Origin of the sequence: Streptomyces sp. NPDC001816 (assembly GCF_042892235.1) — a bacterium.
GTDB lineage: Bacteria > Actinomycetota > Actinomycetes > Streptomycetales > Streptomycetaceae > Streptomyces.
Map to the genome: position 1 here is coordinate 25641 of NZ_JBIATY010000008.1, position 23853 is coordinate 49493.

At 69.0% G+C, this 23853-nt stretch carries 23 protein-coding genes; 19 read left to right on the plus strand and 4 right to left on the minus strand.

Annotated elements, in window-relative coordinates; genetic code table 11:
• The first annotated feature begins 307 nt into the window (after positions 1-307).
• The 5 genes from ACFYZZ_RS27275 (at position 308) to ACFYZZ_RS27295 (ending at position 6530) form a co-directional block, all read left to right on the plus strand.
• A complete protein-coding gene (locus ACFYZZ_RS27275; RefSeq protein ID WP_389181074.1) occupies positions 308-1354 on the plus strand; it encodes an ABC transporter permease in 1047 nt (348 codons plus the stop codon).
• 102 nt (positions 1355-1456) lie between these two features.
• Positions 1457-3253 carry an ABC transporter substrate-binding protein gene (locus ACFYZZ_RS27280; RefSeq protein ID WP_389181077.1) on the plus strand — a complete coding sequence of 599 codons (1797 nt, stop codon included), beginning with the start codon at positions 1457-1459 and terminating at the stop codon, positions 3251-3253.
• 99 nt (positions 3254-3352) lie between these two features.
• Complete coding sequence (locus ACFYZZ_RS27285; RefSeq protein WP_389181080.1) at positions 3353-4330, plus strand: ABC transporter permease; 978 nt, start codon at positions 3353-3355, stop codon at positions 4328-4330.
• Between the two features lie 15 nt (positions 4331-4345).
• Positions 4346-5407, plus strand: coding sequence for an ABC transporter ATP-binding protein (locus ACFYZZ_RS27290; RefSeq protein ID WP_389181082.1), 1062 nt, complete (start codon positions 4346-4348; stop codon positions 5405-5407).
• A 13-nt stretch (positions 5408-5420) separates the two neighbouring features.
• Positions 5421-6530 carry an ABC transporter ATP-binding protein gene (locus ACFYZZ_RS27295; protein ID WP_389181085.1) on the plus strand — a complete coding sequence of 370 codons (1110 nt, stop codon included), beginning with the start codon at positions 5421-5423 and terminating at the stop codon, positions 6528-6530.
• On the opposite strand, the gene ACFYZZ_RS27300 is transcribed toward ACFYZZ_RS27295, so the two are convergent.
• The gene (locus ACFYZZ_RS27300; protein ID WP_389181087.1) at positions 6461-7270 is read right to left on the minus strand and encodes a class I SAM-dependent methyltransferase; all 810 of its coding nucleotides are present in this window, start codon (positions 7268-7270) and stop codon (positions 6461-6463) included. The two genes, ACFYZZ_RS27295 and ACFYZZ_RS27300, sit on opposite strands and share 70 nt — an antisense overlap.
• A gap of 166 nt (positions 7271-7436) precedes the next feature.
• Here ACFYZZ_RS27300 and ACFYZZ_RS27305 point away from each other — a divergent pair, with 166 nt between their 5' ends.
• The 5 genes from ACFYZZ_RS27305 to ACFYZZ_RS27325 are packed head-to-tail and all read left to right on the plus strand — an operon-like array spanning position 7437 to position 13003.
• Positions 7437-9065, plus strand: a complete 1629-nt coding sequence (locus ACFYZZ_RS27305; RefSeq protein WP_389181090.1) for an ABC transporter substrate-binding protein — start codon at positions 7437-7439, stop codon at positions 9063-9065.
• Between the two features lie 6 nt (positions 9066-9071).
• Positions 9072-9998, plus strand: coding sequence for an ABC transporter permease (locus ACFYZZ_RS27310; RefSeq protein ID WP_145884445.1), 927 nt, complete (start codon positions 9072-9074; stop codon positions 9996-9998).
• Positions 9991-10971: an ABC transporter permease gene (locus tag ACFYZZ_RS27315; RefSeq protein ID WP_389181093.1), complete on the plus strand. Its 981-nt coding sequence runs from the start codon at positions 9991-9993 to the stop codon at positions 10969-10971. The genes ACFYZZ_RS27310 and ACFYZZ_RS27315 overlap by 8 nt, the downstream gene beginning before the upstream one ends.
• Before the next feature lie 6 nt (positions 10972-10977).
• On the plus strand, positions 10978-11952 hold the full coding sequence (locus ACFYZZ_RS27320; RefSeq protein ID WP_389181095.1) for an ABC transporter ATP-binding protein: 975 nt from the start codon (positions 10978-10980) through the stop codon (positions 11950-11952).
• Positions 11945-13003, plus strand: coding sequence for an ABC transporter ATP-binding protein (locus tag ACFYZZ_RS27325; protein WP_389181098.1), 1059 nt, complete (start codon positions 11945-11947; stop codon positions 13001-13003). Before ACFYZZ_RS27320 ends, ACFYZZ_RS27325 begins: the two co-directional genes overlap by 8 nt.
• Before the next feature lie 111 nt (positions 13004-13114).
• Here the strand turns inward: ACFYZZ_RS27325 and ACFYZZ_RS27330 are convergent, their stop codons facing one another.
• On the minus strand, positions 13115-15244 hold the full coding sequence (locus tag ACFYZZ_RS27330; RefSeq protein ID WP_389181101.1) for an alpha/beta fold hydrolase: 2130 nt from the start codon (positions 15242-15244) through the stop codon (positions 13115-13117).
• 202 nt (positions 15245-15446) lie between these two features.
• On the opposite strand from ACFYZZ_RS27330, the gene ACFYZZ_RS27335 reads away from it, so the two are divergent.
• The 3 genes from ACFYZZ_RS27335 (at position 15447) to ACFYZZ_RS27345 (ending at position 16482) form a co-directional block, all read left to right on the plus strand.
• Positions 15447-15641, plus strand: coding sequence for a hypothetical protein (locus ACFYZZ_RS27335; protein WP_030649813.1), 195 nt, complete (start codon positions 15447-15449; stop codon positions 15639-15641).
• Between the two features lie 188 nt (positions 15642-15829).
• On the plus strand, positions 15830-16195 hold the full coding sequence (locus ACFYZZ_RS27340) for a DUF6247 family protein (protein ID WP_389181104.1): 366 nt from the start codon (positions 15830-15832) through the stop codon (positions 16193-16195).
• Positions 16192-16482 carry a hypothetical protein gene (locus ACFYZZ_RS27345; RefSeq protein WP_386578160.1) on the plus strand — a complete coding sequence of 97 codons (291 nt, stop codon included), beginning with the start codon at positions 16192-16194 and terminating at the stop codon, positions 16480-16482. Before ACFYZZ_RS27340 ends, ACFYZZ_RS27345 begins: the two co-directional genes overlap by 4 nt.
• Positions 16483-16521: 39 nt before the next feature.
• Here the strand turns inward: ACFYZZ_RS27345 and ACFYZZ_RS27350 are convergent, their stop codons facing one another.
• Together ACFYZZ_RS27350 and ACFYZZ_RS27355 are read right to left on the minus strand one after the other, a co-directional pair.
• Positions 16522-16764 (minus strand): DUF397 domain-containing protein, encoded by a 243-nt coding sequence (locus ACFYZZ_RS27350; RefSeq protein WP_389181107.1) that lies wholly within the window; start codon positions 16762-16764, stop codon positions 16522-16524.
• A complete protein-coding gene (locus tag ACFYZZ_RS27355; RefSeq protein ID WP_389181110.1) occupies positions 16761-17621 on the minus strand; it encodes a helix-turn-helix domain-containing protein in 861 nt (286 codons plus the stop codon). Before ACFYZZ_RS27355 ends, ACFYZZ_RS27350 begins: the two co-directional genes overlap by 4 nt.
• A 106-nt stretch (positions 17622-17727) precedes the next feature.
• Here ACFYZZ_RS27355 and ACFYZZ_RS27360 point away from each other — a divergent pair, with 106 nt between their 5' ends.
• The 6 genes from ACFYZZ_RS27360 (at position 17728) to ACFYZZ_RS27385 (ending at position 23842) form a co-directional block, all read left to right on the plus strand.
• The gene (locus tag ACFYZZ_RS27360; RefSeq protein WP_389181112.1) at positions 17728-18195 is read left to right on the plus strand and encodes an ATP-binding protein; all 468 of its coding nucleotides are present in this window, start codon (positions 17728-17730) and stop codon (positions 18193-18195) included.
• Between the two features lie 221 nt (positions 18196-18416).
• Positions 18417-19313 (plus strand): helix-turn-helix domain-containing protein, encoded by an 897-nt coding sequence (locus ACFYZZ_RS27365; RefSeq protein WP_389181115.1) that lies wholly within the window; start codon positions 18417-18419, stop codon positions 19311-19313.
• Positions 19314-19365: 52 nt separating this feature from the next.
• Positions 19366-19974, plus strand: a complete 609-nt coding sequence (locus tag ACFYZZ_RS27370) for a Uma2 family endonuclease (RefSeq protein WP_389181117.1) — start codon at positions 19366-19368, stop codon at positions 19972-19974.
• Positions 19975-19983: 9 nt separating this feature from the next.
• The gene (gene mshB, locus ACFYZZ_RS27375) at positions 19984-20871 is read left to right on the plus strand and encodes an N-acetyl-1-D-myo-inositol-2-amino-2-deoxy-alpha-D-glucopyranoside deacetylase (RefSeq protein ID WP_389181119.1); all 888 of its coding nucleotides are present in this window, start codon (positions 19984-19986) and stop codon (positions 20869-20871) included.
• Complete coding sequence (locus tag ACFYZZ_RS27380) at positions 20868-21284, plus strand: DUF6113 family protein (RefSeq protein ID WP_389181121.1); 417 nt, start codon at positions 20868-20870, stop codon at positions 21282-21284. Before mshB ends, ACFYZZ_RS27380 begins: the two co-directional genes overlap by 4 nt.
• Positions 21285-21439: 155 nt before the next feature.
• On the plus strand, positions 21440-23842 hold the full coding sequence (locus tag ACFYZZ_RS27385) for a hypothetical protein (RefSeq protein ID WP_389181124.1): 2403 nt from the start codon (positions 21440-21442) through the stop codon (positions 23840-23842).
• The last annotated feature ends 11 nt before the right edge of the window (positions 23843-23853 follow it).

Sequence of the window (23853 nt, forward strand, 5' to 3'; positions counted from 1 at the left end):
TCGGCGTGCTCACGCGCCCTGGAGGGGGCGAGTGTTCGGATACCGGAGCAGCGCGCGTCACGTTTCGGACATGTAAAACAAAAAAATATGACAGAGTGTCCGATTTGCCGGTCTGTCCCCGTTCGTGTCAAGCGCGCATAGGTGTCGATCTTTGCAATTTTTGCTCAAAATATTGACGGTAGGGAGATCCCTATGTCGTCCGCCCTTGACGCGCGTTGAACACATTGGCGAAAGTTCCCCCAAACCGCAGAACTCTCCGGTATCTGCGCTGCGCTCAACTCTCCAACCCCCCGGGGGAAGAACACACATGACCAGTCCAGCCAAGGCTGAAGGCTCCGGGCCGTCGGTTGCCTTGGAGCCCGAACTCGAGTCGAAGCCTGCGCCTGCGAAGGACGAGAAGAAGCTCGAGGGTCGCTCTCCCGGCCAGTTGATGTGGCAGCGCTTCAAGCGTGACCGTACCGGTGTCATCTGCGCCGCGATAGTGATTTTCTACTTCGTCGTCGCGCTGGCTGCGCCGCTCCTGACGAAGATCAGCGGGACGGACCCGTACACGCTGTACGGGCAGGACCCCACGTACCAGGACACCCCCGTCCTCGACGACTTCGGTCTGCCGCTCGGTTACTTCGGCGGTCTGTCCGGAACGCACTGGTTCGGCGTCGAGCCGCAGTACGGCCGCGACATCTTCGCGATGCTGGTGTACGGCATGCGCACCTCGCTGTTCATGGCGATCGGCGTGACCGTCCTGATGATGGTCACGGGCATCATCCTTGGCCTGATCGGCGGCTACTTCGGCGGCAGGACCGACTACTGGATCGGCCGGGCCACCGACTTCTTCCTCGCCTTCCCGCAGCAGCTCTTCTTCATTGCCTTCATGCCCGTGGTGACCGCATTCTTCGTGGACCCGCGGGAGTCGACGCCGACCTACTTCCGGGCGGTCGCGATGCTGATCGTGCTGTGGGTGCTCGGCTGGATGGGTATGGCCCGCCTGGTTCGCTCGACCGTGCTGTCCCTGCGTGAGCGCGAGTTCGTGGAGGCCGCCAAGGTCTCCGGGGCCTCGCCCTGGCGGATCGTCCGCAAGGAGATCCTGCCGAACGTGGTGACGCCCATCCTGGTGCAGTTCACGTACACGCTGCCCAGCACCATCCTCACCATTGCCTTCCTCTCCTTCGCGGGTGTCGGCTTCGTCGAACCGACGCCGGACTGGGGGCGACTGTTCGCCCGGGGCGCCCAGTACGCGGAGCAGGACCCGTCCTTCATCTTCTTCCCGGGTGTGGCACTGGTGATCTTCGTCCTGGCCTTCAACCTCCTCGGAGACTCGGTGCGGGACGCGTTCGACCCCAAGTCCGGGCGGTAGTTCGTCCGCTGGAGGGGGGATGACTGCCACCCCCGAGTCGGCCTACCAGCCGCGTCAGGCAGTACTCATGGATAACAACCGACAGGTAGGTGCATTCGCCTCATGAAGTCGTTCAGCTCGCGCAGAGCGCAGGCCATCGTCGTCGCCATCGCGGCCGGCTCCCTCGCGCTCACCGGGTGCTCCGAGAACAAGGGCACCAACACCGGCGCGAACTCCAAGAAGGACCAGAAGGAAGCTTCGGTCCAGTCGAAGGCGGTCAAGTACGTCGACGCTGCCGGCTCAACCGGTCCGGCCGCGGAGATCGCCGGTGCCCAGAGCGGCGGCACCATCACGGTCTACCAGGAGGCGGGCCTCTCGCACCTGGACCCGGGCCAGACCTACGTCTCCGACGCCGGCCAGGTCGCCAACCTGCTCTTCCGTCGCCTGACCCAGTTCCAGGAGGACGACAAGGGCAACATCTCGGTCGCGGGTGACCTCGCGACCGACTCCGGCAAGTCGTCGGACGGCGGCAAGACCTGGACGTTCACCCTCAAGGACGGCATCAAGGACGCCAAGGGCAACGCCATCACGTCCGCCGACGTCCGCCACACCGTCGAGCGTCTGTACGCGAAGTTCATCTTCGACGGACCGACCTACCTGCAGACCTGGCTGAGCGGCGCCGACTACCGCAAGGCGCTGCCGGACGGCGGCTTCGGCAAGAAGCACCTGCCGAAGTCGGTCCTGGACACCCCGGACGACAAGACGGTCGTCTTCCACTTCGACCAGCCGCGTCCGGACCTGCCGCAGACCCTGGCCATGGCCGGCTACGCCATCGTCCCGACGAAGGACGACACCAAGGAGAAGTACGACAAGGCCCCGGTCGCCACCGGCCCGTACAAGATCCAGTCGTACAAGAGCGGCAAGTCCCTGGTGCTCGTCAAGAACACCAACTGGGACCCGAAGTCCGACTCCGTGCGCCACCAGTACGTGGACGGCTTCAACTTCGAGTTCGGCGTCACCGAGTCGACCCAGACCAAGCGTCTGATCGCCGACCAGGGCGACGACAAGAACGCCATCCAGCTCACCGGCGGCGTCGAGGCCACGCAGATCCAGGACGTCATCAAGACCCCGTCCGTCAACAAGCGCACGGTCAAGGGCTACCAGCCCTACGTGATGCAGCTGAGCTTCAACCTGGACCGCGTCAAGAACCTCAAGGTGCGTCAGGCCATCGCCTACGCGGTGAACTCCAAGTCGCTCATCGCCGGTGAGGGCGGTGTCTACGGCGGTGACGTGGCCCCGAACTACTTCGCCCCGACGCTGCCGGGCTACGAGGCCAAGTACGACCCGTACGGCCGTCTGCAGACGCCGCAGGGCAACATCGCCAAGGCCAAGGAGCTCCTCAAGGGCGTCCCGGCGTCCGAGAAGAAGGTCGTCTTCGCCTACGGCAACACCGAGAACGGTCAGAAGCGCAAGGTCGCCATCGAGGACGCCCTGACCAAGGTCGGCTTCGACGTCGTCTCCAAGGAGGTCGACTCCGCGAGCTACTACGAGCAGATCGGCAAGCTGGACAACCCGTACGACATGTACATCACGGGTTGGGGCCAGGACTGGCCGGCTCCGTCCACCGTCGTCACCCCGGTCTACGATGGCACCCAGGTCGCCGACGGTGCGCCGAACTACTCGCACGTCAAGGACCCCAAGGTCGACGCCCTGATCAAGAAGGCGCTGACCCAGCAGCCGACCGAGGCCGCGAAGACCTGGAAGGAAGCCCAGCACTACCTGCTGGAGAAGGTCCTCCCGGCGGCCCCGCTGTGGTACACCAAGCAGTTCCAGCTCTCCGGGTCCAACGTGGGCGGCGCCCGCTACGGTTCGGTGTCCAGCCTCATCGACATCAACCACCTGTTCCTGAAGAAGTCGTAACTCTCTACGGCTGATCGCGGGGACGCGCACCAGGCGGAGCGCGTCCCCGCACCTCCGTGAAACCTCCCACTCGTCTCCGCAGAGAGCAGCCCTCCCGCCATGCTTCAGTTCATTATCCGGCGCACGGTCGGTGCCCTGGTCACCCTGTTCCTCATCTCCGCCGCGACGTTCTTCCTGTTCGTCGCCGCGCCTTCCGATTACGCCTCTCTGGCCTGTGGCAAGGACTGCTCTCCTCAGAGACTGGAGGACATCCGCCAGGCCCTCGGTCTCAACCTGCCCATCGTCCAGCAGTTCTGGGACTTCATGTCCGGCATCGTGATGGGCCGTGACTTCCCGACCGGACACTGCAGCGCCCCGTGCCTCGGGCAGTCGTTCTACTCGGGCGACATGGTCTGGGGCACCATCCTGGACCGCTTCCCGACGACCCTGACCCTCACCATCGGCGGTGCGGTCGTCTTCCTCGTGCTCGGTGTGGGCGCCGGTATGGTCGCCGCCTTCCGGCAAGGCTCAATGGTGGACAAGCTCGCCACGGGCGTGTCCATGGTGCTCAGCTCGTTCCAGATCTACTTCCTGGGTCCGATCGTCCTGATCATCTTCGTGTACAGCACGGGCTGGATGGACAACCCCAAGTACGTGCCGATCACCCAGGATCCGTGGGGCTGGTTCACGGGGTTGCTGCTGCCCACCCTGGTGATGGCCACCATCTTCACCGCTCAGTACACCCGTATGGCACGTTCCTCGATGATCGAGCAGCTCGCCGAGGAGCACGTCCGCACCGCCCGCGCGAAGGGCATGTCGCGCAAGTACGTCTTCTTCCGTTACGCCTGGCGCGGCTCGATGATCCCGATCGTCACCGTGCTCGGTATCGACCTCAGCAGCATGCTCGGCGGTGCCGTCGTCACGGAGCTGACCTTCTCCCTCCAGGGGATCGGCCGGCTCGCCGTGGACGGCGCGGTCCACAAGGACCTCCCGCTGACCATGGGCGTCATGTTGTTCGGTGCCTTCTTCATCCTGCTCTTCAACATCCTCACCGACATCGCGTACGCCTGGATCGACCCGCGCGTCCGGCTCTCCTAGGAAGAACGAACCACCGTGACCACACTGACCAAGACCGAGGGCACTCCGGCCCCGACCGGTGCGGAGAGCTTCCTCTCGGTGCGCGATCTGAAGGTGCAGTTCTCCACCGAGGACGGCATCGTCAAGGCGGTCGACGGCCTCTCCTTCGACGTCGAGCGCGGCAAGACCCTGGGCATCGTCGGCGAGTCCGGCTCCGGAAAGTCCGTCACCAACCTGACGATCCTGGGCCTGCACAACCCCCGCACCTCGAAGGTCGACGGCGAGATCATCCTTGACGGCAAGGAACTCGTCACCGCCAAGGAGAAGGAGCTGGAGCAGCTCCGCGGCAACAAGATGGCGATGATCTTCCAGGACCCGCTGACCGCGCTGTCGCCGTTCTACACGGTTGGCCGCCAGCTGTCCGAGCCGTTCATGAAGCACCGCGGCGCCTCCAAGAAGGAGGCGAAGGACCGGGCCATCCAGATGCTGGAGAAGGTCGGCATCCCGCAGCCCAAGGTCCGCTTCGACGACTACCCGCACCAGTTCTCCGGCGGTATGCGCCAGCGCGCGATGATCGCCATGGCGCTGATGTGCGACCCCGACCTGCTGATCGCCGACGAGCCGACCACCGCGCTCGACGTGACCGTGCAGGCGCAGATCCTGGACCTGCTCAAGGACCTGCAGCAGGAGTTCGGCTCCGCGATCATCTTCATCACCCACGACCTGGGCGTCATCTCCCACATGGCCGACGACCTGCTGGTGATGTACGCGGGCCGGGCCGTGGAGCGCGGCAGCGTCCGCGAGGTGCTGCACGAGCCGAAGCACCCCTACACCTGGGGTCTGCTCAGCTCGATGCCGCGCCTGGACGGCGACCTGCACGAGAAGCTGACGCCGATCCCCGGCGCCCCGCCCTCGCTGCTCAACCCGCCCTCGGGCTGCCGCTTCCACCCGCGCTGCGCGTTCAAGGACGAGGTGCAGGGCGGCCTCTGCTCGGACACGCGTCCCGTGCTGGGCGAGGGACGCGCCGCCGCGTGCCACCTCACGGCTGAGCAGAAGCAGACCATCTTCATCGACCAGATCCAGCCCCGGCTGCGCTAGGGAGCACCGAGACATGAGCGACAACCTCACCCTCCCCGAACAGCAGGGCTCCACCACGACCTCGTCGGAGACCCTCCTCGAGGTCAAGGGACTGACCAAGCACTTCCCGATCTACGGCGGCTTCCCGATCAAGCGGAAGGTCGGCGCGGTGCAGGCCGTCGACGGCATCGACCTGACGGTCGGCGTCGGCGAGAGCGTCGGTCTGGTCGGCGAGTCCGGCTGCGGCAAGTCGACCACGGGCCGGCTCATCACCCGCCTGCTGGAGCCGACCGCCGGCAGCATCAGCTACGCCGGGCAGGACATCACCCACGCCTCGCGCCGCCAGCTGGCGCCCGTGCGGTCCGAGATCCAGATGATCTTCCAGGACCCGTACTCCTCGCTGAACCCGCGCCAGACCGTCGGCACGATCATCAAGTCGCCGATGGAGGTCAACGGGATCGAGCCGGAGGGCGGCCGGGAGAAGAAGGTCCGGGAGCTGCTGGAGCTCGTCGGCCTGAACCCGGAGCACTACAACCGCTTCCCGCACGAGTTCTCCGGCGGCCAGCGTCAGCGCATCGGCGTCGCCCGCGCCCTGGCGCTGAACCCGAAGCTGATCGTGGCGGACGAGCCGGTCTCCGCGCTGGACGTGTCCATCCAGGCGCAGGTGGTGAACCTGCTCCAGGAGGTCCAGAAGGAACTGGGCATCGCGTTCCTGTTCATCGCCCACGACCTCGCCATCGTGCGGCACTTCTCGCAGCGCGTCGCGGTGATGTACCTCGGCAAGGTGGTCGAGGTCGGCGACCGGGAGGCGATCTACAACCGGCCCCGCCACCCGTACACGCACGCCCTGCTGTCGGCCGTCCCCGAGGTCGGGGTCGAGGACGAGGACCGCGAGCGGATCCGGCTCTCCGGTGACGTCCCCTCGCCGATCTCCCCGCCGTCCGGCTGCCGCTTCCGCACCCGCTGCTGGAAGGCCCAGGACAAGTGCGCGAGCGAGGAGCCGCCGCTGGTCCAGCTCTCCGGGAACCGGGACGGCCACCTGACGGCCTGCCACTTCCCGGAGGAGCCGACCACTCAGCGCGACGAGGACGTCGTCCTCGACCCGGCGCTGAAGTCGCTGGAGGAGCACGCCTCCGAGGACTGATCCGCGGCCCTGGCCACGGTGATGATCTCGGGACTGGGGGCGGGGGCCAACGGCCCCCGCCCCCAGTCCCCGTAGCGCTCGGCGACGGCCAGTTCGGCCTCGCCGAGGAAGCCGTCCAGCGCGTCGGCGTCCAGGAACCGCAGGGTGCTCCGGCACACCTGCGGCCGCTCCCAGCGCGCCCCGGCGTAGGTCTCGGTGAACGTCATCCGGTCCCCGACGAGGTCCGGATCGGCCTCGTGCCACACGCGCACGGGGGCGCCGTCCCCGTCGGTGAACTCATGCACCCGGTCCGGGGTCCAGCGCTCCCAGGCCCGCGCGGCCGGATTCCGGGTCTCGAAGACGAACCGGCCGCCGTCGGCCAGCGCCCGGCACGCCCCGCGCAGCGTGCTGCGCACCTGCTCGTCCCCGAGGAGTTCCTGGAAGGCGTGACCGGTCATCACGACCAGGTCGAACGCCCCCTCCCACCGGTGCGTCGTGAAGTCCCCGAGCACCCATTCGAGGTCCGGCTCCGCCCGCCGCGCCTGCACGAGCATGGCGGCCGCCGGATCCATGCCGGTGAGCCGTCCCCGGTGCCCGGCCTCCCGGGCGGCGCGCAGCAGCCGGCCCGTACCGCAGCCGAGGTCCAGGACCGATCCGGCCGCCATGACCAGTTCCAGGTAGAAGTCGTCACCGGGGCCCCATGGGTTCAACCTCTCGTACAGCGCGGCGAGTTCGACGTCACGGAAAGCGCGATCCACCATGCCGGGAGTCTGCCCGCTGGCCCGGCCGAACGGTAAGCGTTTCCACGATTCTGTCGTGCTCGCTGTCCTCCGCCTGACGGGTGCTCACCCAAAGGGGCAGGTAACGTGTGCGCGGTGCACCTTTTGATGTGATATTTGCCGGTAGGTGACCACGAGGAGGTACCCCATGCGCGGAGCCAGGCACGCCGGACGGGCCGCCGGCGCGGTGGCGGTGGCGCTCGCCGCGGCGGCCTGCGGGGGCGGCGCGGACACCGGTGGCGGCACCGCCGCCGGGGTGCTCAGCTCCTCCTGGGGCGACCCGCAGAACCCGCTGGAGCCCTCCAACACCAACGAGGTGCAGGGCGGCAAGGTCCTCGACATGGTCTTCCGGGGCCTGAAGCGGTACAACCCGAAGACCGCCCAGGCCGAGAACATGCTCGCCGAGAGCATCGACACCACGGACTCGCAGAACTTCACCATCAAGGTGAAGGACGGCTGGACCTTCTCCAACGGCGAGAAGGTGACCGCCAAGTCCTTCGTGGACGCCTGGAACTACGGCGCGAGCCTGAAGAACAACCAGAAGAACGCCTACTTCTTCGGCTACATCGAGGGCTACGACAAGGTCCACCCCGAGAGCGGGTCGCAGAGCGCCGACACCCTTTCGGGTCTGAAGGTCGTGGACGACCACACCTTCACCGTCAAGCTCAACCAGAAGTTCTCCGGCTTCCCGGACACCCTCGGCTACGTGGCCTTCGCCCCGCTGCCGCAGTCGTTCTTCACCGACCACTCGGCCTGGCTGAGCAAGCCGGTCGGCAACGGGCCCTACGCCATCGAGTCCTACACGAAGGGCGCGCAGATGGCTCTGAAGAAGTGGGACGGCTACCCGGGCCCGGACAAGGCCCAGAACGCCGGTGTGACCCTGAAGGTCTACACCGACAACAACACCGCCTACACCGACCTGATGGCCGGCAACCTCGACCTCGTCGACGACATCCCCGCCGCGCAGCTGAAGAACGTCAAGAGCGACCTGAGCGGCCGGTACATCAACACACCCGCTGGCATCATCCAGACCCTCGCCTTCCCGTACTACGACCCGGCCTGGAACAAGGCGGGCTCGGAGAAGGTCCGCACCGGTCTGTCCATGGCGATCGACCGCAAGCAGATCACCGACACGATCTTCCAGAAGACCCGCACCCCGGCCACCGACTGGACCTCCCCGGTCCTCGGCACGGCCGGCGGCTTCCAGGACGGCCTGTGCGGCAAGGCCTGCGAGTACGACCCCGCCGAGGCCAAGAAGCTGATCCAGGAGGGCGGCGGGCTCCCCGGCGGCCAGGTCAGGATCACGTACAACGCGGACGCGGGCTCCCACAAGGAGTGGATCGACGCCGTGTGCAACTCCATCAACAACGCGCTCGGCAACGAGAAGGCCTGCGTGGGCAACCCCGTCGGCACCTTCGCCGACTTCCGCAACCAGATCGGTCAGCACAAGATGAGCGGCCCGTTCCGGGCGGGCTGGCAGATGGACTACCCGCTCATCCAGAACTTCCTCCAGCCGCTCTACTACACCAACGCCTCCTCCAACGACGGCAAGTGGTCCAACAAGGACTTCGACCAGCTCGTCGACCAGGCCAACGCCCAGACGGACGCCGCCAAGGCCGTCTCCACCTTCCAGCAGGCCGAGGAGGTCGTCCGGGACAACATGGCCGCCATCCCGCTCTGGTACCAGAACGGCAGCGCGGGCTACTCCCCGCGGCTGTCCAACGTGGCCCTCAACCCGTTCAGCGTCCCCGTCTACAACGAGATCAAGGTCGGCTGAGCCGCCATGGGGCGCTATGTCGTCCGGCGGCTGCTGCAGATGATCCCGGTCTTCGTCGGGGCCACCCTGCTGATCTTCCTGATGGTGAACGTGATGGGCGACCCCATCGCCGGGCTGTGCGGCGAGCGGGCCTGCGACCCGGCGACGGCCGCCCAGCTCAGGAAGGAGTACGGGCTCGACAAGCCGGTCTTCCCGCAGCAGTACCTCACGTACATGGGGCACATCTTCACCGGCGACTTCGGCACCGCCTTCAACGGCCAGCCCGTCACCGAGCTGATGGCGACGGCGTTCCCGCCGACCATCCGGCTGACGATCGTCGCGATCCTCTTCGAGATCGTCATCGGGATCACCCTGGGCGTGTTCTCGGGCCTGCGCCGCGGGCGGCCCCTCGACACGGGCGTTCTCCTCGGCACCCTGGTCGTCATCTCCGTGCCGGTCTTCGTCACCGGCCTGCTGCTCCAGCTCCTCCTCGGCGTCCAGTGGGGCTGGATCCAGCCGTCCGTCTCTCCGGAGGCCCCCTTCGACGAGCTGATCGTGCCCGGCCTCGTCCTCGCCTCCGTCTCCCTCGCCTACGTCACCCGGCTGACCCGCACGTCCGTCGCGGAGAACAAGCGGTCCGACTACGTCCGTACGGCCATCGCGAAAGGCCTGCCCAGGCACCGCGTCGTCACCCGGCACCTGCTGCGCAACTCGCTCATCCCCGTCGTCACCTTCATCGGCGCCGACATCGGCGCTCTGATGGGCGGCGCGATCCTCACCGAGCGGATCTTCAACATCCACGGCGTCGGCTACCAGCTCTACCAGGGCATCGTCCGGCAGAACACCCAGACCGTGGTCGGCTTCGTGACGATCCTGGTCCTGGTCTTCCTCATCGCCAACCTGCTCGTCGACCTGCTCTACGCCGTACTCGACCCGAGGATCCGCTATGCCTGAGCAGCCGTACGACCCCGATCGCGCGATCGCGCCCACCGGCGCGGGCGGCGGGATGGACCTGGCGGCGAGCGAGGCGGAGACGCTGGAGAAGACCCCCGGGGGACCCGAAGGCACGGGACCAGCCGGCAAACCCCGCAGCCTCTGGTCCGACGCCTGGCGCGACCTGCGCCGCAACCCCGTCTTCATCGTCTCGGGGCTGGTGATCCTCTTCCTGGTCTTCATCTCCCTGTGGCCCTCGGCGATCGTCTCCGGCAGCCCCCTCGCCTGCAACCTGTCCAAGGCCCAGCAGGGGTCACAGCCGGGAGCCCCCTTCGGGTACGACGGCCAGGGCTGCAACGTCTACACACGGACCGTCTACGGCGCCCGTACGTCCGTCACGGTGGGCGTGTGTGCCACGCTGGGCGTCGCCGTGCTCGGGTCGGTGCTCGGCGCGCTCGCGGGTTTCTACGGCGGCCTCGGCGACTCGGTGCTGTCCCGGGTCACCGACGTCTTCTTCGCCATCCCCGTCGTCCTCGGCGGTCTCGTCCTGCTCTCCGTGGTGACCAGCAACACGGTCTGGCCGGTCATCGGGTTCATGGTGCTGCTGGGCTGGCCGCAGATCGCCCGTATCGCGCGCGGCTCGGTCATCACCGCCAAGCAGAACGACTACGTCCAGGCCGCCCGCTCCCTCGGCGCCTCCAACTCCCGCATCCTGATGCGGCACATCGCGCCCAACGCGGTCGCGCCGGTGATCGTCGTGGCGACCATCGCGCTCGGCACGTACATCACGCTGGAGGCGACCCTGTCGTACCTCGGCGTCGGACTGAAGCCACCGAACGTGTCCTGGGGCATCGACATCTCTGCCGCCTCCCCGTACATCCGCAACGCCCCGCACGCCCTGCTCTGGCCCTCGGGAGCCCTCGCCCTCACGGTCCTGGCCTTCATCATGCTCGGCGACGCGGTACGCGACGCCCTGGACCCGAAGCTGAGGTGAGTGGCCGTGCTGCTGGAAGTCCGTGACCTGCATGTGGAGTTCCGGACCCGGGACGGGGTCGCCAAGGCCGTCAACGGCGTCAGCTACGGCGTGGACGCGGGGGAGACGCTCGCCGTGCTCGGTGAGTCCGGCTCCGGCAAGTCGGTCACCGCGCAGGCCGTCATGGGCATCCTCGACATGCCGCCGGGGCGGATCACCGGGGGCGAGATCCTCTTCCAGGGCAAGGACGTGCTGAAGCTGAAGGAGGAGGAGCGGCGCAGGATCCGGGGCGCCGGAATGGCGATGATCTTCCAGGACGCGCTGTCGGCGCTCAACCCCGTGCTGTCCGTGGGCGACCAGCTCGGCGAGATGTTCGTGGTGCACCGGGGGATGTCGAAGAAGGACGCGCGGGCCAAGGCCGTCGAGCTGATGGACCGGGTGCGCATCCCGGCCGCCGAGGAGCGGGTCAGGGACTACCCGCACCAGTTCTCCGGCGGTATGCGCCAGCGCATCATGATCGCGATGGCCCTCGCCCTTGAGCCGGCCCTCATCATCGCCGACGAGCCCACCACCGCCCTCGACGTCACCGTCCAGGCCCAGGTCATGGACCTGCTCGCGGAGTTGCAGCGCGAGTACCACATGGGCCTGATCCTGATCACGCACGACCTGGGCGTCGTCGCGGACGTGGCCGACCGGATCGCCGTGATGTACGCGGGCAAGATCGTCGAGTCCGCCCCCGTCCACGACATCTACAAGGCGCCCGCCCACCCCTACACCCGCGGCCTGCTGGACTCCATCCCGCGCCTGGACCAGAAGGGGCAGGAGCTGTACGCCATCAAGGGCCTGCCGCCGAACCTCATGGACATCCCGCCCGGCTGCGCCTTCCACCCCCGCTGCCCGATGGCCCAGGACGTCTGCCGCACCGACGTACCCCCGCTCTACGAGGTCTCCGAGGAGCGCGGCAGCGCCTGCCACTTCTGGAGGGAGTGCCTGCATGGCTGAGCCGATCCTGGAGGTCAGCGGCCTCGTCAAGTACTACCCGCTGATGCGGGGAATCCTGTTCAAGAAGCAGGTCGGAGCGGTGAAGGCGGTCGACGGCGTCGACTTCGCCCTCGCCAAGGGCGAGACCCTCGGCATCGTCGGGGAGTCGGGCTGCGGCAAGTCGACGGTGGCGAAGCTGCTGTGCAGCCTGGAGCGGCCGACGGCCGGCTCGATCAGGTTCAAGGGCGAGGACATCACCAGGCTGTCCGGCCGGGCCCTGAAGGCGGTGCGCCGCAACATCCAGATGGTCTTCCAGGACCCGTACACCTCCCTCAACCCGCGGATGACGGTCGGGGACATCATCGGGGAGCCGTACGAGATCCACCCGGAAGCCGCCCCCAAGGGCGACCGCCGCCGCAGGGTGCAGGAGCTGCTGGACGTGGTCGGCCTCAACCCCGAGTACATCAACCGCTACCCGCACCAGTTCTCCGGCGGCCAGCGCCAACGCATCGGCATCGCCCGGGGGCTGGCCCTGCGCCCCGAGGTGATCGTCGCCGACGAGCCGGTCTCCGCCCTGGACGTCTCGGTCCAGGCCCAGGTGCTCAACCTGCTGGACCGCCTCCAGTCGGAGTTCGACCTCTCCTACGTCTTCATCGCGCACGACCTGTCGATCGTCCGGCACATCTCGGACCGGGTCGGGGTCATGTACCTGGGCCGCATCGTGGAGATCGGCACGGACGCCGAGATCTACGACCACCCCACCCACCCCTACACCCAGGCGCTCCTCTCCGCCGTCCCGGTCCCCGACCCCGACGCCCGCGACCACCGCGAGCGGATCATCCTCACCGGCGACGTCCCGTCCCCGACGAAGATCCCCTCGGGCTGCCGCTTCCGCACCCGCTGCTGGAAGGCCCAGGAACGCTGCACCCTGGAGGTCCCGCTCCTGGCGGTCCCCGAGGCGTTCCGCGGCACGACCGGCCCCGCCGCCCACGACTCGGCGTGTCACTTCGCAGAGGAGAAGCTGGTGGTCCCGCCGGAAGAGACCGGAGTGAACGGCAACGGGCCGGGGTGACATGGCGCATCCCCGGCCCGCTTACGGCACCCGCACGGCCGTACGCTGTTCAGACTCGCGCGTCCGTATATCGGTACCGCTTCCGTGAAGTTGCCTGCGTGTAAACGCAGTTCATGCCTGTTTGCACGGTTGTGCGAGCGAACGCCTCAGGAAGTCCACCTGGAGCAGGAGCAGGTTCTCCGCGACCTGTTCCTGGGGGGTCATGTGCGTGACGCCGGACAGCGGGAGCACCTCGTGGGGGCGGCCCGCGGCGAGGAGGGCCGAGGAGAGGCGCAGGGTGTGGGCGGCCACCACGTTGTCGTCGGCCAGGCCGTGGATGATCATCAGGGGGCGGTGCGGCTCGGCGGGGGAGGAGAGGCCCGCGTCGGTGACCAGGGAGTTGTGCGTGTACGTCGCCGGGTCCTCGACCGGGTTGCCGAGGTAGCGCTCGGTGTAGTGGGTGTCGTAGAGGCTCCAGTCCGTGACCGGGGCGCCCGCGATGCCGGCGTGGATGACGTCGGGGCGGCGCAGGACGGCGAGGGCGGCCAGGTAGCCGCCGTAGGACCAGCCGCGGACGGCCACCCGGGAGAGGTCGAGGGGGTAGCGCCCGGCCAGGTCCTGGAGGGCCTCGATCTGGTCGTCCAGGGTGAGGGTGAAGTCGCGGTGGACCGCCTTCTCCCAGGCCGGCGAGCGGCCCGGTGTGCCCCGGCCGTCGGCGACGATCACCGCGAAGCCCTGGTCCGCGAACCACTGCGAGGTCAGATGCGCGTTGTGCGCGGCCACCACCCGCGGGCCGTGCGGGCCACCGTAGGGATCCAGGAGCACGGGGAGCGGAGTGTCACCGGGGTAGTCCGTAGGCATAAGCACGGCGCACGGAATTCTGCGTGCGCCCCCCTCGGTGAGGGTCACTCGCGGCGACAAACCGGGAACTTCGGCGCAGGACCGGACAGTCGCCGTTCGCTTTCCGTCACGCAGCACCTGGACATGGGTGCCCGGGCTGTCGAGCGTCGCGGAGGCCAGGACCGTCACGCCACCGGCGCGCACCGCCGAGTGCACCCCGGGCTCCTGCGACACGCGCTCCACGCCGAGTTCGTTCACCCGGTAGACATGAACCTCGCCGGTCTCCGGGGACTCCGCCTCCTCGCCCGCCGACGCCGAAACCAGCACGTCGTCGGCCGTCACGTCGAGTACCGCACGGATGTGCAACTGCGGTCCGGTCAATGGTCGTTCGCCCACCGCCAGCACCCGCGCGCCGCCCTCGTCCGCAATGCGGACAAGCTGCCCGGACGGGCTCCAGCAGGGCACTCCGGCGAAAATTTCCAGCCATGTTGGATCTTCATCCGCGTGCACCATCCGGGTCGAACCCGAGTCCGGATCCACCGCGAGGAACACCTGGCTGCGCTGGTCCCGGGCCTGCACCAGGAGCAGGGGCGCACCCGCCTCTGACCAGTGCACACGGGCCAGATACGGATAACGCGCACGATCCCAGACGATCTCCGTGCGGCTGCCGTCGAGGTCGATCACGAACAGGCGTACGTTCGCGTTCTCCGTCCCGGCCGCAGGGTACGCGACGTGTTGTGGCTCACGCTCCGGGTGGGCCGGGTCGGCGATCCACCACCGCCGCACCGGCGTGTCGTCCACGCGCGCCACCAGCAGCCGGTCCGACTCCGGCGCCCACCAGAATCCGCGCGAACGCCCCATTTCCTCGGCCGCGATGAACTCGGCGAGTCCGTAGGTGACCTGATCGGCCTCCGGTTCGGCCAGCGCCCGGTCGTCCGCGCCCTCGGCGCCCGTCACCCGCAGCGCGCCCTGCGCCACGTACGCGATGTGCCGCCCGTCCGGCGCCGGACGCGGGTCGATCACCGGTGCGGGGACCCGCAGTTCGCGCGCCGTACCCGCCCGCAGCTCGGCCGTGAAAAGCCGCCCTGACAAGGCGAAAGCCGCCAACTCCACGGCCGCGTCGGTGGCATAGCCGACGATGCCGGCTCCGCCCTCCCGACTGCGCTCCCGGCGCGCCCGTTCCTCGGGCGAGAGCTGTTCCGACGCGCCCTCCAGGAGGGTGTGCGGATCGGCCGCCAGGCGCTCGGTGCCGTCCGTGGGATCGAGGATCCACAGGGAGTTGGCCCGGTCCGTGCCGGAGCCGGAACGCAGGAACGCGACACGCGAACCGTCGGGTGCCACGGTGAACGCACGCGGCGCGCCGAGCGTGAACCGCTGCGTGCGGGCGTGCCGACGGGGGAAGGAGTCAGCCTCGGTCGTCATACCCCGACCATATTGGCCATGCGCCCCCTTGTGCGGCCGTGCGCCGAGCGATGCGCGAGCACGGAAAGTTATGATCACTACCGCTGAGTGGGTATGAACCCCCTGGCGTGTGCATGAAATTGCTGTACTGATCTACAACCGAGTGACAACCCCCATAGTCCGAACCCCCCCGCGTCCCTGGGATCTTTGGAGGTGAGCCGCCGTGGCACTCTCGATTTCGGCGGTGGTGCTGCTGGCGATCATCGTCTTCCTGCTGATCAAGAAGTCAGGACTGAAAGGCGGCCATGCGGTCGTCTGCATACTGCTCGGCTTCTACCTCGCCTCCTCGACCGTCGCGCCCACGATCAGCGAGCTGACGACGAACGTCGCCAGCATGATCGGCAGCATCAAGTTCTGACCTGTTCTGCTGCTTCCTGCTGCGTTTCGTAAGTCTGGGGGGCGAGGCCGACGTACCCGAGGCTGAGGTCGAGTAGGTCGTGGTCAGGTGTGTCGGGCGACAATTGGACGCCCGGCCCCAGAACGGCTCACCCTCCATATGTGAGGGCAGCTAGGGTCGTGACCACGCAGCGTGGAAGGGGTACGCCCATGAGTGCACAGCACGCCGAGTCACCGCCACCGATCATCCCGCAACCGCCGATCACCCGCGATGCCCTGCGCGAAGCAGTCAAGCAGGTCGCGCTCGCCCGGCTCCCCGAGTTCGACCGCGACCTCGGCGAAGCCTTCGACCAGGCGATCCAGCTCTCGTCCATCACACCCATGCGGCTGTTCCTGGAGAAGTGGGCAACGCTCGTCGCCATCGAGCGCCACCCTGGGCAGGCCCGGATGATGCGTGAGGCCGAGCAGACCATCGCCGATCCCAACGCCACGGAGGCGGCCTTCCGGCAGGCCCAGGCGACGGTCACCCGCATACTCGACACGGCGTCCGCGGCGGCCGGAGTCGCCCGGCGGTGAACGAACGAGAAGAAGGCCAGGAGGACGACACCACAGGGTGGGCCTGGGAATACGACCCGAACGCCGAGTGGGTGGTCGGCGGCATGAAAGCCGCGGACCGGGAGGCGGTCGTCGTCATCGCGTCCGCGCTGGCCGACCTGGCTGCATACGGTCTCGACCCGGACGGGCGCCTGGACGAAGACCCGAACCCCATGCGGCTGCGTACCTACAGCACCGGAACGATCCTCGTCTGGTACCAGGTCGTTCCGTACCGCAAGCGCGTATACGTCAAGCGCGTCAATCTGTGATGCAGCGTCAGAGCTCGCCGCGTCCATGCGGCTGGCTCGTCAGCCTTCGGACGCGTATGGCACGAATTGAGCCCAGGCCCCAGGCGTCAGCACGAGCCGGGGGCCCTCGACGTTCTTGGAGTCGCGGACGTGGATGGTGCGGGGTGCTATGGCGATCTCGACGCAGGAGTCGCCGTCGGGGCCGTCGCTGTAGCTGCTCTTGAACCAGTCCAGGGCCACTTCGACGCAGGAGTCGCCGTCAGGCCCGCTGCTGTAGCTGCTCTTGAACCACGCCAGCTTCATGTTTCTCCCAGCAGTTGCTCGATGAGGCTCAGTGACTCCCCGGGCGGAAGAGCCTGGGCTCGGATGGTCCCGTACCGCTGTTCAAGAATGCGCAGCTCCTTGAGGTTCGAGATCGGGCGTCCGTTGAATGCGCCGTCGGCTCGTCCCACCGCCGTGCCGTCCTCGAACTTCAACAACTCGATCCTGCCGCTCATGCCGGGGTGTGGCGGGCTGTCCAACGGCATCACTTGAAGCGTGACGGTGTTCAACCGCCCCACCTCCAACAGGCGTTCGAACTGTTGTCGCCGCACCATTGTGCCTCCAACCCTGCGGTGCAGGGTCGCCTCCTCCAGGACGAACCCGAGGGCCGGTGCAGGCGACCGCTCGAAAATGGACTGCCTGGCCATGCGGGCGGCCACTCGCCGTTCCAAGTCCTCCGGTGTGTAGGCGGGCAGCCAGCACTCCAGCAACGCTCGCGCATGCTCGGGCGTCTGCAACAAGCCAGGGATGCTGCTGCACACGTACACGCCGATCTCGACCGCCTTCGCCTCCGACTCCGCCAAGTCCCGCACCTTCTTCGGGTACCGGACCTTCTCCACGTCCTCCTTCATCGCGGTGATCAGCCCATCCGCCCTCAACACCTTGTCGGCCTTGTCCAGATACTCGGGCCGGGGAATCCGCTTCCCACCCTCGATCTTGTAGACCATGTCCTCGCCGTAGCCGACGGCCCTTCCGAAGTCGGCGGCCTTCATCCCCACTGCCTCCCGTCGCAGCTTCAACTGCCGCCCGACGGTGGCGATGACCGCAAGACCCCACTCGTCGTCCGGATCCACCTCCCACCCCGGCTCGTCCGTCTCGCCGTTGAGCTCGACCGTCATCACCCCTCCTGACAAGCAAAGACACACCGGACAACCACCGGACAGTCACCGTACGCAACGGATCAGTCACTCATCACGCTAAGCGCCACTGGCCACTCTGAGTGACGTGAATCAGAAAATCGGCGAGACCGCGACCCAACTCGACAACTGCATCCCCAACTTCACCGTCCTGCTGTTGTCCACCCCGCGCGGTGCCCGCCTGGCCCGGCTGCTCGCGGCGGACCAGCTCCGGAGCTGGGGGCTTCCGACGGATCCCGCGACGCACATCGTGGCCGAGCTGGCGGCCAACGCCGCCACCCACGGTCGCCTGCCCGGCCGCAGCTTCCGCCTCACGCTCTACGTGGTCGGCCGCACCCTGCGTATCGAAGTCACCGACACGCGCGGTGACCGCCTCCCCAAGGTCGAAGTGCCCGACGCGCATGCCGAGTCCGGTCGTGGACTCATGCTCGTCGACGCGCTCGCGGATCGCTGGGACGTCACCGAGGGCCGCTTCCCGCGCAAGACCGTCTGGGCCGAACTGAGCCTTCCGTCACCGGAACCCGACCTGACGGGTTCCGGTGACGCCGGCGACTGAGAAGCAAAGAACGACGGGGGAAAGGAACCCCGCCAAACCCCACCCCTCCCGCCCGCGGCCCACGCTCACTCGGGCGGGTGAACATCCCCGACTCAGCTGGATTTCGCAGCCCCGGGCGGCTCTACGCTCAGCGCAACACAACCGCACACATGCGACGGCCCCCGCCGGGACTGGCATCCCAATGCGAGGGCCTGACCACCGAGGAAGGTAAGGACTTCCCGATGGGTACCGAGCACCCTAGCGTGCCCCCGCACGCCCAGTCCCGTATCGCGGGCAACAAGCACTCGAACCGGGGCAACCAAGCCGCGCACTCCGGCGGGCTCATCCACGACAACACCCGCCACACCACCCGCTTCACGGTGATCGGCAACCACCTCACCCAGCACCCGGACCTCTCCCTCCTCGCGATCGGTCTGGCCTGCCACATCCAGTCGCTGCCGAAGGGCGCCCGCGTCGACATCAAGAGTCTCGCCGCCCGCTTCCCCGAGGGAGCGACCCGTATCGCCGCAGCGCTGCGCGAGCTGGAGACCCACGGCTACCTCCGCCGCGACCGCGAACGCATCCCCAGCGGCCGCATCGTCACCCGCACGATCTCCTGCAACCAGCCGACGGCCCGGCGCCACCCAGACAGGTCCGGCTGCCCCGCCCGCCGCCCCGCACGACCGGCGGCGGCACCGGCCGAGCGCCCGTCCCGAACCGGTCGCAAACCCCTCCCCGCCGTACCCCAGCCCGCCTGCGCCGCCCCGGCCCTGCTGCAGACCGCCTCCGACCTCCTCGCGGACCTGCGCCGCCATGACCCATGCCTGCTCCTCTCGGCCGCCGACACGGCCCACCTGGCCCCCGGCGTCGCCGCCTGGCTGGAGCGTGACGTCAGCGCCACTGCCGTGAGGCAGGCGCTGACCGCCGACCTGCCACCCGAGGGCCTGCGACGCCCCGCAGCCCTGCTGGCCCACCGCCTCACGGCCCAGCTGCCGCCCCCGCCGCCGTTCCGCGCACCGGCCGCCCCACCGCCCGTACGGCACCCGTTCCAGACCTGCGACGGCTGCGACCGGCCCTTCCGCGCGCCCGAACCCGGCCGCTGCCGCGACTGCCGAACCGATCTCTTGGAGGCCGCCTAGCATGAGAGCGACGATCCTTGCCCCTGGGCACAGACGACGAGGAGCGAGCGCCATGACCATCGCCCCGGACAACGCGCGGCAGGGCGCTTCCCACCGCTACCAGGCCATGCGGGATTTCGTTCAGTCCGCGGACGACACCCTGCCCGGCAAGTTCGAGATCACCCAGGAAGGGATCGTCCACGACATGATGTCGCCCGTCGGCCCGCACGAGCTGACCACTGTGCACCTCCGGAGGCGCCTCGAAAAGGTGATGCCGGAGGAGATCGTGGCTCACACGGGCGAGCCGGATGTCGAGGACGAGTCCCAGGGGCTCATGCGCCGCCCCGACGTAATGGTGATCACCATGGAGGACATGGACGTCCCGGACTCCTTCGATCCCCGCACTCTCATCGCCGCCATCGAGGTGGTGTCCCGCTCCAACCCGGACAACGACTGGGTCACCAAGATGCGCGACTACCCCCTGATGGGCATCCCCGTCTACGCGATCTTCGACCCCCGCACCGCCACCGGCGCCGTCCTCACCGACATCCACCCCACCCCCGACGGCCCCCGCTACGCCACCCGCAAGGACTTCGTCTACGGCGAGGACGTCACCATCGCCGACTGGACGATCTCGACGGACGCTCTGCCGCGCTACAAGGACGAGACGAGTGCCTCGTAGGGTGGTCCCATGACGGAATTGCCCGAGCGGCGTCTGCTGCTGGTGCACGCGCACCCGGACGACGAGTCGATCAACAACGGCGCGACCATGGCCAGGTACGCGGCCGAGGGTGCCCATGTGACTCTGGTCACCTGCACTCTGGGGGAGCGTGGCGAGGTCATCCCGCCCGAGCTGCGGCATCTGACCGGTGTCGCGCTGGGCGCACACCGGCGCGGTGAGCTGAGTGCCGCCCTGCGTGAGCTGGGCGTCGCGGACCTGCGGCTGCTCGGCGGCGCGGGCCGCTACGGCGACTCCGGCATGATGGGCATTCCCGACAACGAGGACCCCGCCTGCTTCTGGCAGGCCGACCTGGACGAGGCCGCCGGCTCGCTCGTCGAGGTGATCCTGGAGGTCCGCCCGCAGGTTCTCGTCGCGTACGACGACAACGGCGGGTACGGCCACCCGGACCACATCCAGGCCCACCGCGTGGCCATGCGGGCCGTCGAGCTGGCGGCCGAGCAGGGGCACCGGATCGAGAAGGTCTACTGGAACCGCGTCCCGCGCTCCGTCGCCGAGGCCGCCTTCGCCCGCCTCCAGGACGAGCTGCCGAACCTCCCGTTCGCGAAGAGCGCCTCGCTGGCCGACGTACCCGGCGTGGTCGACGACGAGCGGATCACCACCGCGATCGACGGCAGCGCCCACGCCGCCGCCAAGGCCGCCGCGATGCGTGCCCACGTCACCCAGATCGAGGTGGCCGAGCCGTACTTCGCGCTCTCCAATGAACTCGCCCAGCCACTGTTCACCACCGAGTACTACGAGTTGGTGCGCGGCCCGGCGCAGCCCGGGGAGATGGGGGCTATGGGGGAGATGAGGGAGACTGACCTGTTCGCCGGTATTGCCAACGGGGAGGCGTCATGAGCGCCGACGGACGCGGCTCGATGCTGGCCCAGCCGATGCAGCGGCCCCCGGTCGGACGGATGGCCGCCTACCTCGGGCTGTTCCTGCTCGGCGCGATCGTCGGGCTCGCCGGAGCCCTGGTCCAGGCCGCCTGGTTCCCGGGCGGGCTGCTGCTCGCCCTCGCGGGCGCCGGCGGGCTGTTCCTCGGCGGGGCGTACGCGCTCGGCGGCCGGGCCGGGGCGGTCGCGCCAGTGGCCGGCTGGATCGTCACCGTCGTCCTGCTCACCTCCACCCGCCCCGAGGGCGACTTCCTCTTCGGCGCGGGAGTCGGCTCCTATCTCTTCCTGCTCGGCGGCATGGCCCTAGCTGTGATCTGCGCCACCATTGCCCCCGGACGGCAACCCGCCGACGGTCCCGCCCGACTTGGCAAGTGACGTACCACTTCGCCGTGCGGCGCACGTGCGAGTCCGGTGTGGGTTTCCTCGGCGGTCATGGGATACCCGCCAGACGTGGCCAGTATGGTGGTGCGCGCCGCCGAGCTGCCCGCTGAGGTCGTAACGGGCGGCGGAGCCAACCGGGAGAACCTGCCTTGAGTCGTGAAACTGACACTCCGTCCTCCGGGCCCAACGGGTCCGGCGGAGCCGCATACCCCTCGGGGACGCCGCCGTACGGAACCCCCATGGCTGCCGACGCCGGTCCGGACAAGGGCCGTTCGGCCACTCCGCCCGAGGAACGCAAGACCGAGACCACGCTGACGACGCGGATCCGGATCAACATCCCCGGATCCCGGCCCATCCCGCCGGTCGTCGTGCGCAAGCCCGTCGGCGACGGCGAGGCCGCCGCGGACGACTCCGGCGCCGACTCGCGGCCGGCCCCCGCCGCCGCGAAGTCCACCGGCACCGTCGAACCCCCCGCCGAGCCCGCCTCGCAGGCCGAGGAGAAGCGCAGCGACTGGTTCGCGCCCCGCAAGTCCGGCGCGCCCAAGGGCGGTCCGGGCGCCGGCGGCACGAACGGCGCCGGGACGCCCGGTGGTTCCGCCGGCGCGCCGAGCAAGCCGAGCGCCCAGCCGAGCGGTCCGAGCGGCTCGGGTGCCGCCGGCACCCGCCCCGGCGGCGGGCGCCCGGGTGGTGTGGTCGGCTCCATGAGCGTGCCCGGCGGCTCCCGTCCCGGCGGTACGAACGGCTCGGGCCTGCCCAGCGCCACCGGCGGCCCCGTGGCCCCGGGGCACGGCGGCGGCACCGGCTCCTTCGACGTGACCGAGGCGCTGGCCGCGGGCCCGCGCGGCGGCTCCCGCCCCGGCGCGACCGGCGGCGGCGAACCGAGCCGCGACGACCTGCCGTACTTCGCGGAGAGCGGCGGCACGGGCGGAATCGGCGGCGCCGCCCCCGGCGCGAGCGCGTCCGGCGGCCCCGGTGGTCCCAGCGGCTTCAACGGGCCGAACGGCCAGGGTGGCCGCGGCCCGCAGGGCCCCGCGGGCCCCACCGGCGGACCGGTCACCGGCGACGGACCGTTCGTCCCGCCGGCCGCTCCGCGCAGCTCGCTCAGCGACCTGGACCGGGACCTCGGCGAGTCCTTCGACTCTCCGGGCGGCTACGACACCGGCAGTCACCAGCTGCCCGGCAGCTATGACACCGGCAGTCACCAGCTGCCCGGCGGCTACGACACCGGCAGTCACCAGCTGCCCGGCGGCTACGACACCGGTAGCCACCAGCTGCCCGGCGGCGCGAACGGCCCGGCCGGCCAGGGCGGTCCGCTCGCCACCGGCGCCTTCCCCGGCCCCGGCACGGCACCCGGCGGCGGCCTCAGCGACGACACCGCGATCCTCACCCCGCAAAAGCCGGCCCCCGGACCGGGCACGCCCGGCTACCGCGCCCCGGACAACGTCTCCGGACACACCGTCACCAGCGGCATCCCGGTCGTCCCGTCCGCCGGGAACACCCCGTTCGGCGCCGGTGCCAACCCCGGCGGCCCGGTGCCGCACACGGCGCCCAAGCTGCCCGACCCGGCCCCGCAGCCCAAGGCCCAGGCCAAGCCGAAGAAGAAGGGCCGCAGCAAGGTCGTGCTGCTCGGCGTCGGCGTGTTCGTCCTCGCGGGCGGTGCCTACGGCGCCGGCCTGCTGATGAACCACACCGACGTGCCCAAGGGCACCACCGTGCTCGGCGTCGACGTCGGCGGTGGCACCCGCGACGAGGCCGTCAAGAAGCTCGACGACGCCTTCGGCAGCCGCGTCAACAAGCCGCTGCAGCTCTCCGTGGGCGGCCGGACGGTGTCCCTGACGCCTCAGAACGCGGGCCTGCAGTTCGACTTCCAGAGCACCGTGAGCGAGGCCGCGAAGAGCGACTACAACCCGGTCTCCGTGATCGGTTCCCTCTTCGGCCAGAAGCGGGAGGTCGAGCCGGTCATGCCGGTCGACGAGGAGAAGCTCCAGGCCGCGCTGGAACAGGCCGGCGGCGGCTCGGGCTCCGGTGCGGTCGCCGACGGCTCCATCACGTTCAAGGCCGGCAAGGCCGTGGCCGTCTACGGCAAGGCGGGCAAGGCCATCGACGCGGCCCGGTCGACCCAGGCGGTCGAACAGGCGTACCGCACGCTGGTGGAGACGGACAGGGCGACCCCGGTGGCCGTGCCGACGACCACCAAGCAGCCGACGGTCTCGAACGCCGAGGTCGACCGCGAGATGAAGGCCTTCGCCGAACCGGCGATGTCGGCCCGCGTCACGGTCCAGACGGACGCCGCGCACTCGGTCCCGCTGAGTCCGCAGAACTCGCTGTGGAAGTTCCTCAGGGTGGAGGCCACTCCCGACGGCAAGCTCACCGACAAGCCCGACCTGGCGGCCCTGAAGCAGCTGTACGGCCAGACCTTCGACGGCGTGCTGATCACCCGGGCCAACGGCAAGAAGACGGCCGTCACGCCGCAGGACGTCTACGTCGCCCTGCGCCAGGCGCTGATGAGCAAGACCAACCGGGTCGCGGTCATCGACACGAACCCGAGCTAGCGCGACCCGCA